15 protein-coding genes are annotated in these 16741 nt (G+C 41.6%); 2 read left to right on the top strand and 13 right to left on the bottom strand.

All coding sequences use genetic code 11. The features are described 5' to 3' along the window. Positions 1-336 precede the first annotated feature (336 nt). The 3 genes from hpf to ODU46_RS09440 all read right to left on the bottom strand — a co-directional run bounded on the left by hpf (position 337) and on the right by ODU46_RS09440 (position 2906). Positions 337-879, bottom strand: a complete 543-nt coding sequence (gene hpf, locus ODU46_RS09430; RefSeq protein ID WP_014637536.1) for a ribosome hibernation-promoting factor, HPF/YfiA family — start codon at positions 877-879, stop codon at positions 337-339. Between the two features lie 76 nt (positions 880-955). Next, positions 956-1621 carry a ComF family protein gene (locus ODU46_RS09435; protein ID WP_170241508.1) on the bottom strand — a complete coding sequence of 222 codons (666 nt, stop codon included), beginning with the start codon at positions 1619-1621 and terminating at the stop codon, positions 956-958. Continuing rightward, positions 1614-2906: a DEAD/DEAH box helicase gene (locus ODU46_RS09440; protein WP_114866240.1), complete on the bottom strand. Its 1293-nt coding sequence runs from the start codon at positions 2904-2906 to the stop codon at positions 1614-1616. The genes ODU46_RS09435 and ODU46_RS09440 overlap by 8 nt, the downstream gene beginning before the upstream one ends. A gap of 56 nt (positions 2907-2962) precedes the next feature. Here ODU46_RS09440 and ODU46_RS09445 point away from each other — a divergent pair, with 56 nt between their 5' ends. Then, the gene (locus ODU46_RS09445; protein ID WP_161947046.1) at positions 2963-3595 is read left to right on the top strand and encodes a YigZ family protein; all 633 of its coding nucleotides are present in this window, start codon (positions 2963-2965) and stop codon (positions 3593-3595) included. 89 nt (positions 3596-3684) lie between these two features. Further along, positions 3685-4611, top strand: a complete 927-nt coding sequence (gene cysK, locus ODU46_RS09450) for a cysteine synthase A (protein ID WP_029172049.1) — start codon at positions 3685-3687, stop codon at positions 4609-4611. A 25-nt stretch (positions 4612-4636) separates the two neighbouring features. Here cysK and ODU46_RS09455 read toward each other — a convergent pair whose 3' ends face one another. The 10 genes from ODU46_RS09455 to ODU46_RS09500 form a co-directional block, all read right to left on the bottom strand. Beyond that, on the bottom strand, positions 4637-5008 hold the full coding sequence (locus tag ODU46_RS09455) for a S1 RNA-binding domain-containing protein (protein ID WP_002937017.1): 372 nt from the start codon (positions 5006-5008) through the stop codon (positions 4637-4639). Position 5009: 1 nt separating this feature from the next. Next, the gene (locus ODU46_RS09460; protein ID WP_398579545.1) at positions 5010-6410 is read right to left on the bottom strand and encodes a bifunctional Cof-type HAD-IIB family hydrolase/peptidylprolyl isomerase; all 1401 of its coding nucleotides are present in this window, start codon (positions 6408-6410) and stop codon (positions 5010-5012) included. A 49-nt stretch (positions 6411-6459) separates the two neighbouring features. Beyond that, positions 6460-7101 (bottom strand): response regulator transcription factor, encoded by a 642-nt coding sequence (locus ODU46_RS09465; RefSeq protein ID WP_002937025.1) that lies wholly within the window; start codon positions 7099-7101, stop codon positions 6460-6462. Beyond that, positions 7073-8089 (bottom strand): sensor histidine kinase, encoded by a 1017-nt coding sequence (locus ODU46_RS09470; RefSeq protein WP_398579546.1) that lies wholly within the window; start codon positions 8087-8089, stop codon positions 7073-7075. The genes ODU46_RS09465 and ODU46_RS09470 overlap by 29 nt, the downstream gene beginning before the upstream one ends. Then, positions 8086-8745: a cell wall-active antibiotics response protein LiaF gene (gene liaF, locus ODU46_RS09475; protein WP_226317727.1), complete on the bottom strand. Its 660-nt coding sequence runs from the start codon at positions 8743-8745 to the stop codon at positions 8086-8088. Before liaF ends, ODU46_RS09470 begins: the two co-directional genes overlap by 4 nt. Before the next feature lie 323 nt (positions 8746-9068). Further along, positions 9069-11063: a Stk1 family PASTA domain-containing Ser/Thr kinase gene (pknB, locus tag ODU46_RS09480; RefSeq protein WP_398579547.1), complete on the bottom strand. Its 1995-nt coding sequence runs from the start codon at positions 11061-11063 to the stop codon at positions 9069-9071. Next, positions 11063-11800 (bottom strand): Stp1/IreP family PP2C-type Ser/Thr phosphatase, encoded by a 738-nt coding sequence (locus ODU46_RS09485; protein ID WP_004194145.1) that lies wholly within the window; start codon positions 11798-11800, stop codon positions 11063-11065. The genes pknB and ODU46_RS09485 overlap by 1 nt, the downstream gene beginning before the upstream one ends. Positions 11801-11837: 37 nt before the next feature. Then, positions 11838-13151 carry a 16S rRNA (cytosine(967)-C(5))-methyltransferase RsmB gene (rsmB, locus tag ODU46_RS09490; protein WP_398579548.1) on the bottom strand — a complete coding sequence of 438 codons (1314 nt, stop codon included), beginning with the start codon at positions 13149-13151 and terminating at the stop codon, positions 11838-11840. Next, entirely contained in the window at positions 13138-14076 is a 939-nt protein-coding gene (gene fmt / locus ODU46_RS09495; protein ID WP_109371171.1) for a methionyl-tRNA formyltransferase, read from the bottom strand. The genes rsmB and fmt overlap by 14 nt, the downstream gene beginning before the upstream one ends. Positions 14077-14207: 131 nt before the next feature. Continuing rightward, positions 14208-16598 (bottom strand): primosomal protein N', encoded by a 2391-nt coding sequence (locus ODU46_RS09500; protein ID WP_398579549.1) that lies wholly within the window; start codon positions 16596-16598, stop codon positions 14208-14210. Positions 16599-16741 lie beyond the last annotated feature (143 nt).

Genomic DNA, 16741 nt, shown 5'->3' on the forward strand with positions numbered 1-16741 from the left:
TGCACGTTTGGTTCGTCTTCTTTAATTTTCAAAGGTCTTGTTCGTTATCGCGCTCTCGCGACAACTATCTTAGTTTATCATTTCTTAGAAACTTTGTCAACACTTTTTTGAAACTTTTTTTCGTTTCACTGTTAAACAATTCCTCAAGAGACAACTCAATTATTCTATCATCTTCTGATGGACTTGTCAACACTTTTTCGAAACTTTTTTTCGTTCCGCTACTGACTAGCCCCTCAAGAGACAACTCAATTATTCTATCACGACTTATACACATTGTCAACCGGTTTTTTTGAAAATAATAAAACAGCTGCAAAAACTACAACTGTTTTATTATCTTTATTGACGTACCTCTAGAAGACCCAAATCTCCATCTTCACGTCTATACAATACATTTGTTGTACCGTCATTGGCATCTGTATAGATAAAGAAATCATGTCCGAGCAACTCCAATTGGAGGACTGCTTCTTCCATATCCATTGGTTTCAAGTCTACTTGCTTAGTACGAACCACTTTTACTTCCTCACCTGTTTGCTCAACAAGTTCATCTGTAAAGACTTGACCAGTTGCCACTTTTTGACGATGTTTTCGTTCAATCTTGGTTTTGTTACGACGAATTTGGCGTTCAATCTTATCTACTACAAGATCGATAGAGCCATACATTTCTTGTGAAATATCTTCTGCGCGAAGTGTAACTGCTCCAACTGGAATTGTTACTTCTACTTTTGCGCGCTTGTCACGGTAAACTTTTAGATTTACTTTAGCATTCAACTCTTGTTCTTCATTGAAATATTTCTCAATCTTAGCCACTTTCTCTTCTACATAGGTGCGAAGTGCATCTGTAACTTCAAGGTTTTCTCCACGAATACTGAATTTAATCATATTAGTACCTCTTTCTTGGCTTTCGCCTTTCTTCACTATTATTATACCACATTATAGGAATATTGCAACCGTTTTCTTATCGTGTTAGTGAAAATGTTTTGATTTCTTTCCTACCGATTTTCATGAAAAGTTCTACAGCAAGTTGGATTGTGGCTCCTGTTGTGTATATATCGTCAAATAATAATATTTTTTCTGGCACTTCTTTTTCATCTAATAGATAGAACATCTGTTTTGCTTCTAGTCTCTCTGCTCGATTTTTAGACGATTGTTTTTGGCTTTCATACTTTCCAAGAAGGGACTGATAGGGAATATTTGTAGCATCCAAAAGTCCTTCCACTTGATTAAACCCACGTTCTGATAGTCGTTTTTGACTAATTGGTATGGGAACAATTGTGTAGTCAGGAAATTGACGTAACGCTATTCTAAGCTTTTTAGCAAAAATGTTTCTTAAAACATAGTCTCCTTGAAATTTGTAGCGACTAAAATAATGTGCCATCGCTTGATTATATTGATACAAAGCTGTGTGGACAACTAGTTTCCCTTGATTCTGCCAGTATTGACAATCCTTGCAACTTTCCGATTCTCCATTTTTATAACAATGTGGACAGTGTTGCTCTGCTATTTCCTCAAAAGTCAAAAAACATTCTTCACAGGTGCCCGATTTTTCTTTACTAAAGAAGATGAGATCTGAAAATCTTGTTTTATTTTTCATAGCTTGACCGCACAATAGACAATTAGACATAGCCAGCCTCCTTGTTCATCTGTTTAATTTCAGCGATTGCCTTTTCAATGGCTCCTGTACTTCCTTCATGATAAAACTGGAGTAACCCAGTCGGACGTTCCATACTCCTGCCGACCCGGCCCGCAATCTGAACAAGACTTGACGCTGTGTAGAGGTAATGATTGGCTTGAACAACAAAGACGTCTACACATGGGAAGGTTACCCCACGTTCAAGAATAGTAGTCGAGATTAAGACTGTGATTTCTCTCTTGCGAAACCCCTCAACGATTTCAAGGCGATTTTCTGTTTGACTGGATACAAAGCCAATTGTTTCTTCTGGGAATGTTTTTTTCATTATCTTGGTAAATTCTTGACCTTTGGAGATTTCTGGGACAAAAATGAGTAAGGGAAAGCCCGACTTTCTCTGTTCTTCAATCGCTTTTTTCAACTTTGGGACTAGTCTATTTTTCTTTAGGGTATCATCGAATTTACTAAACCAGACTTTTTGCGGGACAACAAGCGGATTGCCATGAAAGCGCCTTGGCAAACTAAGACGGCTTAATTTGCCCGTTCTGACTTTTTTATCCAACTCATCTGTTGAAGTCGCCGTCAGAAAAACTTGAACACCGGCTTCCTTGACCGCATTGTCTGCTGCTCTATAGAGCATGGGATTATCCGCATAGGGAAAGGCATCTACTTCATCAATCAAAACCAAATCAAAGGCCTGATAAAATTTTAATAACTGATGTGTGGTTGCTACAACTAATGGAGTTCGGAAATAGGGTTCAGACTCTCCATGTAGTAAACTAATTGGAACTGAAAAGTCATTTTGCAGACGTTTATAGAGTTCGATACAAACATCGATTCGAGGACTGGCTAGGCAAACCGCTCCGCCTTTATCAATCACAGAGGCAACGGTGTGGTAAATCATTTCTGTCTTACCTGCTCCTGTTACTGCATGAACCAATGTTGCACGATTATTTTCCATGTTTGCAACTAGTCCATCTGAAATTCTTTGTTGCCAATCAGTTAGTTGACCTTTCCACTTTAAACACTTAGTGATTGGAAAATCTTTCTGAGGAAAATGATAGAGTTTTTCGTCCGACCGCACTCTGCCTAGAAGCAAGCAGGCTCGACAGTAATAAGCATCGTTTGGCAATTTGTTTTCTTCTTCAAAAGTTGTTCCACAGCGAAAGCAGTTATTCTTTTTTGTAATACTTGGCACTTTTTCTGCTATTTCTCTTTCTTTTGCTGTCAATTGGTATTTGGTAAATAATCTTCCATAATAATTTTCTAATTCTTTCATCGCTTATTTATTCGGAATTTCTTGTCAGTTTTAAAAAAAATTAGTACAATTTGGTTATGAAAGAATTTAAAACAATTAGAGAAGATGGGATTGTTGAGGAAGAAATTAAAAAGTCACGATTTATCTGCTTTATGAAACGAGTGACCAGCGAGGAGGAAGCTCGCGACTTTATCAACAAGATCAAGAAAGAACATTACAAGGCTACTCATAACTGCTCTGCTTTTGTCCTTGGAGAAAATATGGAAATCAAGCGTTCCTCAGATGATGGGGAGCCGTCTGGTACTGCTGGTGTGCCAATGCTGACGGTTTTAGAAAATCACGAACTGACCAATGTCGCAACAGTGGTTACCCGCTATTTTGGAGGTATCAAACTAGGGGCAGGCGGACTTATTCGTGCTTACGCTGGAGCAGTGGCTAATGCAGTCAAGGAGATCGGTGTTGTGGAAGTCAAGGAGCAGGAAGGTATTTCCATTAGTATGTCCTACGCCCAATACCAAGAGTTTGCCAATTGGCGAGCTGAGCAAGGTCTGGAAGAATTTGATACCCAGTTTACTACTGAAGTTTCAACCATGATTTTTGTCGATAAAGAATTCCTTGAACAAACATTAGCAAGTCTTACTGACTTTTACCACGGAAAAGTATTCGCGGAAAAAGCTAACTCTCGAATCGTTGAGGTACCTGTCTATTAAAAAAAGCTATCGGCGAGATAGTTTTTTTATATTATCCTTTTTTGACTTTCTACTATATAATGTATAATAACATTATTTGGAGGTGCCATATGGCTATTTATCAAAACATTACTCAATTAGTTGGAAAAACACCGATTATCAAACTTAACAATATTGTACCTGAAGGAGCTGCTGAGGTCTATGTCAAATTGGAAGCTTTCAACCCAGGTTCTTCTGTAAAAGACCGTATCGCCTTGGCTATGATTGAAGATGCTGAAAAGGCTGGTACCATCAAACCTGGAGATACTATTGTTGAGCCAACAAGTGGTAACACTGGTATCGGTCTTGCTTGGGTTGGAGCAGCAAAAGGTTATAAGGTGATTATCGTCATGCCTGAAACCATGAGTGTTGAGCGTCGTAAGATTATCCAAGCTTATGGAGCTGAACTTGTCTTGACTCCTGGTAGCGAAGGGATGAAGGGGGCTATCGCCAAAGCAAAAGAGATTGCTGAAGAAAAAAATGGCTGGGTTCCTTTCCAGTTTGCTAATCCATCCAATCCAAAAGTTCACGAAGATACAACAGGACAGGAAATTTTGGAAGACTTTGGAACAACTGGTTTAGATGCCTTTGTATCTGGCGTTGGTACTGGTGGTACCGTTTCAGGTGTTTCGCATGTTTTGAAGACAGCAAATCCAGATATCGCTATCTATGCTGTCGAAGCTGATGAATCAGCTGTCTTATCTGGTGAAGCACCTGGTCCGCACAAGATCCAAGGTATTTCGGCAGGTTTTATTCCAGATACTTTGGACACTCGCGCCTATGATGGCATTATTCGTGTCAAATCCGATGATGCCTTAGCTACAGGTCGTGCTATCGGTGGAAAAGAAGGATTCTTAGTTGGTATTTCTTCAGGTGCAGCAATTCACGCTGCTATCGAAGTCGCTAAGGAGTTGGGAACTGGAAAAAAAGTGTTGGCAATCTTGCCTGATAACGGAGAACGTTACTTGTCAACAGCTCTTTACGAGTTCAATGATTAAAAAGAAAGAAGGTTAGGAATGCATCCTATACCTTCTTTTCTTTGTGTTCTTTGAGATAGCCTTTAGCTTCCTCAATCCATTTCGGAAGTTGTTTTGCTAAAGGGGAAAAACCAATTTTATTTCGTTCATTTGTAAAACGATGATGACGCGGAATTTTTTGTTGTTCTTCTTCTAAGGTCCGGATTGATAAACTAGCCTTTTCAGTATATTCATCAAAGTCAACTACCTGTACCAAAACCTCTTGCCCCAATTTTAAATGATCATAAATATTATCAACAAAGCCTGTTTTGATTTCCGAGATATGGATTAGGCCCGTCGTCCCATTCTCTAATTGTACAAAGGCTCCATACGGCTGAATGCCCGTTACCGTCCCCTTGAGTTTATCTCCGATTTTCATCTTAATCCTCTATTTCGATGGTCTCAATTACAACATCTTCATGTGGGCGATCTGCTGAATCTGTTGCAACCGCTGCGATAGCATCCAAGACGACGAAGGATTCTTCATCAACTAGATGACCAAACACTGTGTGGCGTTGGTCTAGATGTGGTGTCCCGCCATTTTTGACATAGGCTTCTGCAACTTCTTTAGGCCAACCGCCTCGTTCTAATTCTTTCGCATTGTATGGGAAGTTTTGGTTTTGAACGATAAAGAATTGGCTTCCATTTGTATTTGGTCCTGCATTGGCCATTGACAAGGCTCCTCTGAGATTAAAAGCTTCCATTGAAAATTCATCTTCAAACGCAGTACCATAAATAGATTCACCACCCATGCCTGTTCCGGTTGGATCGCCACCTTGAATCATAAAGTCTTTGATAATACGATGGAAGATAATTCCGTCATAATAGCCATCTTTAGAAAGAGCTACGAAATTTGCTACCGTTTTGGGTGCAATTTCAGGGAAGAGTTTTACTGTTAACTTACCGTGGTTAGTCTTGATATGCGCAACTGGCCCTGTAACATTTTCCAAATCTAATTGCGGGAAATATTTTTCTTTTTCTACCATACCTAATTTCTCCAAGGCATCAAAAATGCCATCTTCTTCTACTTTTTTTGTGATATAATCTGCATGCTTTTGCAGTTCTGGATGTGAATGCCCCATAGCGATACTAATTCCTGCATAATCGAATAACTCAATATCGTTGAGTCCATCTCCGAACACTAGGACATTTTCAGGTTTCAGGCCTAGTTTTTCAACAACTTTAGCAACACCAGTTGCTTTGGAAGAGCCTTTTAGCACAATGTCCGATGAAATAGCATCCCAGCGAACACTACGCAATTCCGCTTGCAACTCTTCTGGAAGTTCTACTTCGTGACCATCTTTCTCAAAAGTTAACAATTGATAGATGTCATTTTCTTTATAAAAAGTTGGGTTTGTTTCCAAACCTTCATAAATCAAGTCAATTACTTGACTAATGCGGTCAGTTCGTGCAGAAAGTGTCCCTTTTTGACTACCAAGCATACCATATTCGATTCCAATTTCTTTAGCCCAATTTAATACAGATTCTACTAAATTTTGGGGCATTGGCTGATGGTACACTACCTGACCTTTGGCATCTTCTACGTAGGAGCCGTTAATCATAGCGAAAAAGTCTGGCCTTAAGGCCTTGATTTCTGGTACCAAACCATAAGGCGTTCGTCCTGACGCAATTCCTGTCAAAATTCCCTTTTCTTTCAGTGATTTGAAAACCTGCTGAATTGATTCAGGAATGTAGCCTGTATTCTTCACACGTAGCGTGTCGTCAATGTCAAAAAAGACTATTTTTATTTTTTTTGCCTTATATCTGAGTTTTGCATCCATATAATTCCACTATCCTTTGGTTGAAAATTAACTAATTTTCATTATACCACTATTGGTCCTCTTGCGCCACCAAACCATGCTGGAAAGCATAAACAACTGCTTGAGTACGATCGCTCACAGCTAGTTTGGATAAGATATTGGAAACATGGGTTTTAACAGTTTTTAAGGAAATAAAGGACTCATCTGCAATTCGTTGATTATCATATCCCTTGGCTAACAGCGTCAAGATTTCACGTTCACGAGCTGTCAAGTCATCATGTAAATCTGGGTGGCGTTTATGGTGCTCTACTTTTTTCTCTACTTCTGTCTCAATAGCATATTCTCCAAGAGCTACCTTGCGGATGGCTGCTAAGATTTCGTCAGCACTTGACGTTTTCAACATATAGCCACGAGCTCCTGCTTCCAGCACAGGATAGATTTTTTCATTATCTAGGTAGGAGGTCAGGATGACAATCTGCGCTTGCGGCCATTCCTTCAGCAAGGCCAGGGTTGCTTCTACGCCAGTCATCTTGGGCATAACCAAGTCCATCACTACAACATCGGGTTTAACCTCTAATGCTTTAGCCAAACCTTCCTCGCCATCACTAGCTTCTGCAACTACTTCAACATCTGGCTGTAAATTTAAGTAACTTTTCAATCCTAGACGAACCATCTCATGGTCGTCAACCAGCATCACTCGAATCGTATTCATCTTCTTTTCCTTTCAATAGTGGGATACGAATATCAATCGCCACTCCCTTATTTGGGGCTGTGCGAATTTTTATCGTTCCAGCCATGTCTTCAACCCGCTCACGTATGTTTTGAAGACCATAACTTAATTCATCATCTGCACCTTGTTGGAAGCCGATACCATCGTCTGTCATTTTCAACTGCAGTTCTGTTTCCTTCTGCAAGAGGTAAACATCCAAATGCTTGGCCTTGGCATGTCGCAAGGTATTACTGATAATTTCTTGCGCAATGCGGAAGAGATGTTCTTCAATTAGTTTCGGTAGCTCCTCTACTTCATGTTGGAAATGAACGATAACATTACTTTTGTCGCTAACTTCACGCAAAATCAGCTCAAATCCTTCAACCAAGGTTTTACTTTCAAGTTCACTTGGGCGTAGATGTAATAATAGGATGCGTAGGTCTCTTTGGGCAGACTCAATCATGTCTTTCACGAGCATCAGCTGTTCCTGCAAGGTTTCCTGCGGAAGAGTGGATAGATTGGACGATAATCCTGACAAAATCATGCTCGTTGCAAATAACTCTTGACTAACCGTATCATGCAAATCCCTGGCAATCCGTTTCCGTTCTCCCTCAACAATCTCTTCTTTCTTGACTAAATCTTGATTGTCAACCAGCTGCACCTGACGTGTGAGGTTTCTGACCTTATCAGACAACTGGAGCAAGAGTTGATCACTTTCGGTGTCTGTTCGAATGCTTTTATTCTTCAAGATAGCTTGTAACTTCGTCCGCATAACCTGGGTGGAGGCTAGGCTGACAGTTTGTACCATTACAGCTAGAAAAAGAGTTAAAACAATAACTAGTAGAATGAGAGTAAACACGAGCTGCTCCGTTGAAATCCAGAGCGTAACATCTAGCAATGAATAATTTAAAAGTGGGAGGGTGGAAGCAATCACCACAAAAACAATAAGACAGGCAAACCAGGCGAGGAGTAGGTAGGTACGTTTTCTCATACGCGAACCACCTCCACATCTCCCAGTATATTGTTGGTAACGACTTTTACACGTTTGTGTGATTCTTGATAATCGGGACTATTGACCGCTATACTTTCATTCCGCAAATCCCAGTATGATTCACCCAGGAAACTTACTCGTCCATAGATACTAGTTGCTGACAGTGCAACCTCAACATCAATTGGAACAATAATTTTTGTCCGTCCAAACGTTTTACGAATTACAACAATATTATCTCTGCCAACTAATACAGTCTTATCCAAATCAACTACATCATTGCCAAACAAGCGTACAATGTTAATATCTTCAAAACCAAACCTATCTTGAGAGTGATCGTGGTTACCAAACCATCTATTTTTCTCTTTTTGAACCTGTAGAGAATAGTCACTAAAAACAATGTGGGTATATTGGTTTCTCTTTTCATAACGTGAAAAGAAATTAATCAGCATGTAGACGACTAGTAGCATAATCCCAATAATGAAGAAGGGATTTAAAACAAAGACCAAAAATAATAGAGATAAGGAGCTGACCAGTAAAACACTGTTGACTTTTCTTCCTAGGAAGTACCAAATGATGAGTAATAAGGCAGAGAAAAGTAGCAGGGTCCGACTGGCCTCATTGGCTACCACATCAAAGGCTGCCATCGTAAAAATCATACTTTCTATTAGTAGAAAAAATTGAACTTTCCGCATCTTCTCCATCCTTTCTATACTATTGTAACAAAAAATAAGTAAAAGAACTCCATCCAAAGTAGGAAATATTAGTTCAAAGCAACGAGATGCAGGCTGTACTTGGGTACGGCAAAGTAAATTAACAAGGCAAGCAAAATAAACTAAACATGGCTATAAACTATACAAATCACTCTAGCCCATCACCCTTGATGGACAGAAGGAAACAATTTTGGCATAGGGGACCGCTCACAAGCTACGCTCTCTAATCAAGAGAAAAAGGTTCGGCATCTGCCCAACCTTATTCATCTTTATTGTCCGCTATCTGTTGAAGTACTTGTGCTAGTGGAACTTCCTGTTGAGGAATCGCTACTGGTGCCGGTTGATGCAACGGAGACATACAAGGTAACTGTTCCATCAATTGTTGCGCCAGCAGCAGGATATTGTCCAATGACGATGTCACTTGTCGTTGAATAATAGCTTCTATCTTCTTGTTTTTCAATACTTTCCGCATTGACACCCAGTGCTTGTAATTGACTACGTGCCTGTGAGTAAGTGTAATTGCCAGATGTTAAATCAGGCATAATCAATTCTTTTCCTTTTGAAACAACTAGATTGATGATAGAACCTTTTGTCAACTCTGTATTGGCAACGGGATCTGTACTGATAACCTGACCCGCAGTAACAGATGAGCTATATTCCTGAGTGATAGTTCCAATACTGAAGCCTGCTGCCTGAAGAATTTGAGTAGCATTCTCCTGAGTTTTTCCAACAACGTTTGGAACAACTTGTGGCGCTACTCCTTTGGAAACGTAAAGGGTAATTTTTACCCCCTTCTCAGCAGAACTATTTGCTCCTGGATCTGTTTTGATAACGAGACCTTGGGCAACTTTTTCGCTATATTCTTCTTTTATTGTCACTTGGAAACCAAGAGCCTCCAATTCCTGCCGTGCAGTATCAGAATCCTTATCTGTCACATCTGGAATAGATACCATCGCAGCCGTTGCTACTACAATATCAATCTTACTTCCTTGACGTCTGGTCGTCTTTGCAGCCGGAGAGGTCCGTATTACCAAGCCTTCATCTACAGTCGCTGTCGCTTCTTCTGTGATGTTTCCAACTTCCAATCCTGCCACTTCAATCATTTCTGTAGCTTTTTCAACGGTTTGACCAGATACATCAGGAACGGTAACTGTTCGTGGAGTGTTGAAAAATATGAGTCCAGCCGCTATGACTGTTAACAAAATAGCCCCTATCAAGACTTTGTAGCGTGTACGCATACCTGACCTTGGTTTTGAAACAGGCTTATTTCCCGACTTCGCCACTTCTTTCTTACCAGCCCCCTTATCCGTCGCAGAAGTTTGGGCAGAACTGTTTGTATGCGGTACTTTCGTTTCAACATTGGCTTGGGAGAGTTTCGGCAAGGTTTTTGTATCAACCTTGTTCCCTTCTAGTTCAACCCTAGGTTCATTCCGACGATCCATGGATAGGGCCGAAGCTAAATCTGCATACATTTCTGCAACCGACTTATAGCGCTCGTTTAATTTTTTAGCCGTTGCTTTTAGTACAACATTTTCTAAAGCCTGAGGTACGTTGGCATTCTCTTCTCTAACAGATGGGAGAGGTTTTTGGAAATGCTGTAGTGCAATGGTCACAGCACTGTCTCCATCATAGGGAATGCGACCCGTCAACATTTCAAAAAGGATGATTCCCATCGCATAAATGTCACTTTGAATGGTCGCTTTCGAACCACGCGCTTGCTCAGGTGAAAGATAGTGAACAGAACCCAACATGGAGTTGGTTTGTGTCAAACTCGTTTCAGCGAAGGCAACTGCAATACCAAAGTCTGTTACTTTAGCGACTCCATTGGAAGTCAAAAGGACGTTCTGAGGTTTCAAATCTCGATGGACAATTCCTCTCGTGTGCGCCATTCGCATAGCGAGGAGAATCTGTCCCATAATTCGCACCGCAACATCGTTGGAGAGTGGTGCATTTTCTTTTATATAACGTTTTAAATCGAGGCCATTGACATATTCCATAGCCAGATACTGTTGACCATCTTCTTCGCCGATGTCCGAAATACGAACGATATTGGGATGGTCAAGTTCTGCCATGGCACGCGCTTCACGTTGAAAACGCTGGATAGCAATTTGATCTGTCTGATAGTTGGTCCGAAGAACTTTAACAGCAACCTCTTCTCCATCTAAAATCAAATCTCTTGCTAGGTAAACATCTGCCATACCGCCTCGACCAATTTGCCGAACGATTCGATACCGACCGGCAAAGATCTTACCGATTTGAATCATTACCTAGCCTCCTCCGTAATGTGAAGCAAACCTACTGTAATATTATCTAGACCGCCTGCATTATTGGCAAAACGTACAAGTGTTTCTACCTTGCTTTCAATCGAAACATCACTCAATACAATATCACGAATGTCCTCGGTTGGTACCATATTGGTTAAGCCATCGCTGTTAATAAGGACGTAATCTCCAACTTCAAGAGTTTTCAAAGCAATGTCTGGTTCAATTGGTTCGGCTTGTCCGATGGACTGCGTTACAATATTTTTTTGAGGATGACGCTGTGCTTCTTCTTCTGTGAGCTGACCAGCTCGAACAAGGGCACCTACCAGCGAATGGTCGTTGGTTAGACGTGTATATTCGCCATCTCTAATCAATCCAACTCGTGAATCTCCGACATGGGCATAGATCATTTGGTTGTCGATGACAACAACTGCTTCAAGAGTTGTTCCCATCCCCTTGTATTCTTCTGTCTGTCCAAGTTCATGAATCTTTTGGTTTTCAGCGTCAATGATTGCAACCATCCATTCACGGACATCATTTAAGGTCACTAATTGAGTATCAACCCAAGCAGCTCCCAAATCTGTTGCTGCCATTTCACTGGCAATATGGCCGGCACGGTGACCACCCATTCCATCAGCTAACACGACCAAATCAATCCCTGCACGGTTTTTGTAGCGATTGATATAGTCTTGGTTGTTCGAACGTTTCTGTCCTACATCAGTAAGTAATGCAATTTCCATAATTTTTATCGTTGCTAAGCAACTTCCTCCTCTTATTCTAGGATTTTCGTCTAAGTTGACCGATGAAAAATCCATCTGTCTTATACTGTTCAGGGGTTATCAACAAGCAGCCATCCACCATAATATCTGTTTGAGGGTGTTCTAGTGTCACCTGCTCAAAATTGGGATGGTTTTGCAGAAATTCTTGAATAACCTCTTGGTTTTCCTTAGCAATAATCGTACATGTGCTATAGGTTATTATACCACCAATTTTCAAGCTTTGGCAAACACTGTCCAGTATCTGCAACTGGATATTCTTTAGAGAATCAAAGTCCATCGATACCTTGTTATAACGAATATCTGGCTTACGGCGGATGAGTCCAATACCTGAACAAGGAGCGTCTACCAATATCTTATCAAAGGTATCAGGGCCAAATGTTTCATGAACACGACTGGCGTCCAGACGTTTGGTCTCAATCTTATCTTCTAGACCTAAACGAAGTGCGTTTTCTTTAATCAGGTTTAGTTTATGATCATATAAATCCAACGCATAAACTTTTCCATCCGTAAGATAGCTTGCCATATGGCAGGTCTTTCCACCCGGAGCTGCACAGGCATCCAAGATGATTTCATCTCCTTGAATATCCAAAGTCGGAGCTACCAATTGACTGGTCTCGTCTTGAATAGTGATAAGCCCTTCCTTGAAATAATCTGTCCCCGCAAAGTGTCCATGAGATTTAACCAACCCAACTGGTGATAACTGCGAGCGTTGGGCGCCTAGCTCCTCTGCCAATCGCTCCACTTGTTGACCATCTGTCACGCGTACGCTGGCCTTATTCCGATCATGTAAGCTTTGGAAAATCTTCTCTGCACGTTCATCACCATATTCTGCAATCAGGGTTTGGACCAACCAAACTGGCACAGAATACTGAACAGATAGACGTTTGTTCTTTCTTTTAATATCTGCTGGTTTCGGCAACGAATCCTGACTAAGCTTACGCAAAATAGCATTGACAAATTTGTCAGTTCCAGGCTTTCGCTTGGCAATATTAACTGCCTCATTGACAACTGCGTGGGGAGGCAATTTGTCCAAATATACCAACTGGTAGAGGCTCAACATGAGGAGATAGTAGACCCAAGTGTCCAACTTTTCTCTATCTTCGATAAAATGTGCCAAATACCACTCTAGGGTAATTTTACGAGAAACCGTCCCATAAACCAACTCGGTCGCCAAGCCCTTGTCCTGTGCTGATAAACGAGAAGATTCTAGGGCCTTATTGAGAGCGATGTTCGAGTAAGCACCTTGATCAAAGACTTGTTCCAATACAGATAAGGCTAGACTTCTTGCTGTTTCATGTTTATTGATCACCAAATTGATCTCCTACTGCAATATCTCGACCTGCACCATTTAAAAAGTCTGCAATGGTCATCTTTGGCTTACCAGCTGGCTGGACAGTTTTCAGAGAAAGGGCTCCCTGACCTGTCGCAATGATCAATTCTTTCTTGCTTCGAGCAATAACCCGACCAACTGGTCCTTCACCTTCTGCTTCTACAGCTTCTTGAATTTTAAACCGTTCCCCTTGCCAATAGGTGTGGGCAACGGGCCACGGATACATACCACGAATGTGATTGAAGAGTTGACGAGCTGTCTTATTCCAATCCAGTACTTCTTCTTCTGGCTGGATATTCGGTGAGAAGGTTACCCGTTCTGGATTTTGAGCGACTGGTTTCAAGTCACCAGCAATATAGGCTGGTAAGGTTTGTAATAATAAATCCCGACCAACAACAGCCAACTTTTCAAACAAGGTACCGACATTGTCGCTTTCTTCAATAGCAATGCTATCGCTGGAAATCATGTCGCCGGCATCCATTTCCTTGACCATTTCCATGATGGTTACGCCGGCACGTTCATCACCGTTAATCAAAGCGTAATGGATAGGAGCACCGCCACGGTATTTAGGAAGAAGAGAAGCGTGAACATTGACTGCAAAATCAACTGAGTTCAATAATTTGGTTGGTAGGAATTGCCCAAAAGCTGCCGTCACAATCCCATCTGCTCCTAAATTCATCAGCTCGTCCATTTCTTGGCTTCCAGATAGCTTCTCTGGTTGAAAGACTGGTAAATTGTATTCCAAGGCTACTTCTTTCACAGGTGTCATTTGGATGACTTTTTTTCGTCCAACAGCTCGGTCTGGCTGGGTTACAACTGCCATTATGTTATAATTTCCATCAGCTAAGAGCCCTCTTAAGACCGTCGCTGAAAACGCTGGCGTTCCCATAAAAATCAACTTTGTCATATTCGTGTTCTCATCTCCTTTTCATTTTCTGATTCATATCAATTATACTATCCCCTAATTATATCATTTTTGCTTATTTTTTCCTTAATCAAAGGTTCTTAAAACAAAAAAATGCAAGGTCAATAGTGACCTCACATCATATTCTGCGGTTCATTGTCAATAATCAGCCGCAAATCTTGATTTTCTCTCTCCTGTGTCCAATCCAAAATCTGGTTCAAGACTTCTTCCAAACGGTCTTCATGCCGGTATTTCAAGATAATCTGGTAGTGGTAGAGATTATGGGTTCTGGCAATGGGCTTGGGCGTCGGTCCCAAGATTTGAATTGCATCTGTTAAGTGTTGACGGAGAAAGGCTACAGTTTCATAGGCTTTTTTCACGACAAATTCTTCTGACTTGTGCGAAAAGGTTAGACCAACCGTAAAATAGTAAGGTGGATAGCCAAGATTTTTCCGAATGCCCATCTCATAACGATAGAAACCTTCATAATCCTGCTCTTTGGCAAAAACAATGGCATAATGATTAGGGTTGTAGGTCTGAATCAGGACCTCCCCTTCCTTATCAGCTCGACCAGCCCGACCTGCTACCTGAGTTAGCAACTGGAAGGTCCGCTCAGAAGACCGAAAATCAGGCAAATTGAGGGCCGTATCAGCATTGAGCACCCCAACCAGCGTCACATTTGGAAAATCCAAGCCCTTGGCAATCATCTGGGTTCCCAGAAGAATATCCGCTTCGCCTCGACCAAACCGTTCGAGCAAGTCCTCATGAGCACCTTTTTTCTTGGTAGTATCCACATCCATACGCAAAATTCTAGCTTCTGGCAAGAGCTCCTGCAATTCATCGTAGGCCTTTTGCGTACCCGTCCCATAATAACGAATAGAACGACTTTGGCAGTTTGGACAGGTCTGAGGAATCCCCTTTTGAAAACCACAATAGTGGCAATTCATCGTTTTTGTGTCCATGTGGAGCGTCAGGGAAATATCACAGTTGGGACACTGGTCAACACTCCCACAATCACGACACATGACAAAAGAAGAATAACCACGCCGATTCAACATAAGAACGACCTGTTCCTTACGAGCCAGCTTTTCTCTAATCTTATCAATCAGAACAGGGGTAAAATTACTAGCCTCCTGCTGACCGATATAATCACGGAAATCCACAACTTCCACTTCTGGAATACGAGCCAAGGGATTGGCCCTCTGATTAAGAGTCAGTCTTCCATAGACTCCTCGACTAGCCCGAGCCCGTGTTTCAAGACTCGGCGTAGCAGACCCCAAGACCAGGGTCGCTCGATTATAGTCTGCCCGCAACTTCGCCACATCACGCGCATGGTAGCGTGGATTGCTGTCCTGCTTGTAGGTCGCCTCATGCTCCTCATCAATAATGATAACACCCAAATTTGTCAAAGGAGCGAAGATAGCTGATCGAGCCCCGACAACCACCTGGGCATTTCCAGCCTCAATCTTTCTCCACTCGTCATACTTCTCTCCATCAGACAGACCCGAGTGAAGAATCGCCACCTGCTGGCCAAAACGAGAAATAAAACGATTGGTCATCTGAGGGGTCAAGGAAATCTCAGGTACTAGCATAATAGCCGTTTTCCCCATCTTCAAGACCCGATCAATGACCTGGAGATAGACTTCCGTCTTCCCAGAACCAGTCACTCCTTGCAGTAGAAATGTCTGACTTTCCTGACCGATAGAGGCCACAATCTCACGAACCGCAATCGCCTGCTCTGGATTCAAATCCAAGGCCTGTGTTTTTTCCACCTTATCAAAAACACCCTGAGTCCGCGACACTTCCTCTTCCCAGACTTCTATATAGCCTTTTTCTTGGAAATAGCGGAGCGTATCAGCTGAATAGTCCGATTTTAGGTTTGAAAGGAGCTGGTCTTCAGAATGTTCCAGAAGAAATTCTCTTAACTGCTGCCGTTTTTTAGCCCGATTGCTAATGTCTGCTTCTCGTAATTTCTCCAGACAAACTCGGTACCATTTTTCCGTCTTGATTTGCTTCTTATCCTTGGCCACATAGTCTACCAAGATTTTTCCTGACTGGGCCAGACGCATGATTTTCCCTTGCTCTGTCACGTCCAAGTCAGAAAAACGAATCTGCTCCTTATCACCAAACAGACTAAGCTGCTCTGCCATTTCCAAACCAAGCCCTGGACGGAGCAATTTGTCATAGGTCGAATTGAGCAAGCTGGGCAACATGGATTTTAAGAGAGTAATTTTATAGGAGAAGACCGACTTCCTCATCTGGTCCGCCAACCAAAATTGCTCTTGATTGAGAACAGGACTATAATCCAAAACCTCGGCAAGCTCTTTCAAGTCTTGTACCTTATTTTTATCATCTTCATCAATCAAGTCAACCACAATCCCTTGAATCAGCCGATTTCCCTTACCAAAGGGTACATGGACACGCACGCCAACCTTGAGCCCCTCTTCCAACTCAGCTGGAACGCGATAGGAATAAGCTTGATCTGTCTGCATCAAAGGGACGTCTACAATAATCTGTGCTAACATACCATCTCCATTTATTTTACCTTCTAATACCACGACTGATGCGAACAAGGTTCACTTTATGTATAAACTCCAACTATTAGTTGGAGCAAATATTAAAAGATAAACTAAATGACCTAGCTCCTTTCTGTCAAAACTTTCATCAT

This window comes from Streptococcus sp. 2020WUSS089 (assembly GCF_044427405.1).
GTDB lineage: Bacteria > Bacillota > Bacilli > Lactobacillales > Streptococcaceae > Streptococcus > Streptococcus hashimotonensis.